Source organism: Roseicyclus sp., from assembly GCF_052168335.1.
Lineage (GTDB): Bacteria > Pseudomonadota > Alphaproteobacteria > Rhodobacterales > Rhodobacteraceae > Roseibacterium.
Genome location: NZ_JBQLZP010000440.1, coordinates 1 through 2,390, shown reverse-complemented (window position 1 = coordinate 2,390; position 2,390 = coordinate 1). Strand labels below are relative to the sequence as shown.

The window sequence follows — 2,390 nt, the reverse complement described above, 5'->3', positions numbered from 1 at the left end:
CGCGCCGCCTTCTCGAGAAGCTCCGCCGCCTCCTCGAAGCGGCAGATGTCGCGCAGGATCTCGGCGCGCAGGACCGCCTGCCCCTCTCCTTCGCCGAGAAGCGACAGCGCGCGGAGCGGGTGGCCGGTCTTCGCCAGCGCGCGGGCGAGATCGACGGCGATGACGGCGTCGTCCGGCGCGCGCTCCCGCGCCGTCTCGAGCGCGCGGAGGGCCGCCTCCCAGTTGCCGAGCGCGGCCTGCGCGGCGCCGGCCGCATGGACCGGAGCGGCCGCGGACGGCACCGCACGGGCGAGGGCCAGCGCCTGCTTCAGGGCCGCCTCGGGCTGACCTTTCGCGATCAGGCGGAACAGCGGCTCCACCTCCGAGCGGAGGCCGAGGGGGATGCGCGTCTTCGCCGCCTCCTGCTCCAGCCTGCGCCTGGCCGCGCCCTCGAGCACGCCGTGGAGCGCCTGCCAGATCGCGGGTTCCCCGGGCTTGGCGGCCAGTGCCTGCCTTAGCGCGGCCTCCGCCTCGGCCCGGTCGCCCGCCTGGGCGCGCAGCCGCCCGACCTGGAACAGGACCTCCGCCTGCCCCGGCGCGGCCAGCAGGATGCGCGCGTAGATCGCGAGCGCGCCGGACGCGTCCCCGGCCTTCTGCAGGGCGAGCGCCTTCTGGTAGAGCCTCGGGATGTCTCCTCGCGCGGGCGGCAGCATCAGGCCGACCGGCTCAGCCGCTCCTCCATGACGTCGAAGGGCACGCCCGGCGCGTCCTTGGCCCCGCGGATCACGAGCGAGGTGCGCACGCTCGCCACGTTCGGCGCCGAGGTGAGCGAGCCGGTGAGGAAGCTCTGGAAGGTCGAGAGGTCCGGGGCCACGCACTTCAGGATGAAGTCGATCTCGCCGTTCAGCATGTGGCACTCGCGCACGAGCGGCCAGGACTTGCAGAGCGTCTCGAAGGCCACGAGGTCGGCCTCGGCCTGGCTGGAGAGGCCGACCATCGCGAAGACCTGCACCTCGAAGCCCAGCATCCGCGGATCGACGTCGGCGTGGTAGCCGCGGATGTAGCCCGCCTCCTCCAGGGTGCGGACGCGGCGGAGGCAGGGCGGCGCCGAGATGCCGACGCGCTTGGCGAGCTCGACATTGGTCATGCGCCCGTCCTCCTGCAATTCGGCGAGGATCTTGCGGTCGATCGGATCGAGCTTGGTGTTGGGCATATGCTCCCGGCCCCCTCTGCCGGAGGATTCGTTTTCTGGTCGTTATGTGCGTGGCCGAACTGCGCTGCGCAACTTTATTTCACGCTCGCGCAACATTTGGAAGAGGCGGGCCGCAATTGCAACCTCTACGCTGCGGCAATGCCCGTCCCCTGAGCAGGATGGGAAGTCCCGGTCCCGCGCCTGCGGCCGATGGACCCTTTCGCCCGAAAGGCCACCGGCCTATATCGGAACGGCCTTCACGCTGCCTGAGGTGCCGACATGCCCGAGACCCGCCACACCCGCCTCCTGATCATCGGCTCCGGCCCCGCCGGATACACCGCGGGCGTCTACGCCTCGCGCGCGATGCTGAAGCCGATCCTCGTGCAGGGCATCCAGCCGGGCGGTCAGCTCACGATCACGACGGACGTGGAGAACTGGCCCGGCGACGAAAGCGTCATGGGCCCCGACCTCATGGTGCGTATGGAGGCCCATGCCCGCGAGATGGGGACCGAGATCATCTCGGACCACATCTCGTCGCTCGACCTCTCGAAGCGCCCGTTCCGGGCGACGGGCGACAGCGGCACGACCTATACCGCCGACGCGCTGGTGCTGGCCACGGGCGCGCAGGCCAAGTGGCTGGGCCTGCCGTCGGAGGAGCACTTCAAGGGCTTCGGCGTCTCGGCCTGCGCCACCTGCGACGGCTTCTTCTACCGCGGCAAGGAGATCGTGGTCATCGGCGGCGGCAACACCGCCGTGGAGGAGGCGCTGTTCCTGACGAACTTCGCCTCGAAGGTGACGCTGGTGCACCGCCGCGACAGCCTGCGGGCCGAGAAGATCATGCAGGACCGCCTGTTCCGCCATCCCAAGATCGAGGTCGTCTGGAATCACACCGTGGACGAGGTCGTGGGCTCCGAGGCGCCGCGGGGCGTCGAGGGCGTCGTGGTCCGGCATGTCGAGACGGGCGAGACGCGCACGATCCCTTGCGCGGGCTTCTTCGTCGCCATCGGCCACGCGCCCGCGACCGAGCTCGTGAAGGACCAGCTCGAGCTGCACAACGGCGGCTACGTCAAGGTCGTCCCCGGCACGACGCAGACCTCGATCCCAGGCGTCTTCGCCGCGGGCGACGTCACCGACCACGTCTACCGGCAGGCCGTGACGAGCGCCGGGATGGGTTGCATGGCGGCCCTCGACGCCGAGCGCTGGCTCGCCGAGCAGGAGG

Annotated in this window: 3 protein-coding genes; 1 reads left to right on the top strand and 2 read right to left on the bottom strand. The window is 70.9% G+C overall.

The genetic code is table 11. The annotated features are described in order from the left end of the window. The coding region (locus ACTS11_RS13415) for a tetratricopeptide repeat protein (RefSeq protein WP_442640811.1) at positions 1–692 on the bottom strand (692 nt) is incomplete at its 3' end. Beyond that, the gene (locus ACTS11_RS13410; RefSeq protein WP_442640810.1) at positions 692–1,192 is read right to left on the bottom strand and encodes an Lrp/AsnC family transcriptional regulator; all 501 of its coding nucleotides are present in this window, start codon (positions 1,190–1,192) and stop codon (positions 692–694) included. The genes ACTS11_RS13410 and ACTS11_RS13415, both read right to left, overlap by 1 nt. A 258-nt stretch (positions 1,193–1,450) precedes the next feature. On the opposite strand from ACTS11_RS13410, the gene trxB reads away from it, so the two are divergent. Continuing rightward, positions 1,451–2,390, top strand: a 940-nt coding sequence (gene trxB / locus ACTS11_RS13405) for a thioredoxin-disulfide reductase (protein WP_442640809.1), incomplete at its 3' end; no start/stop codon positions are given.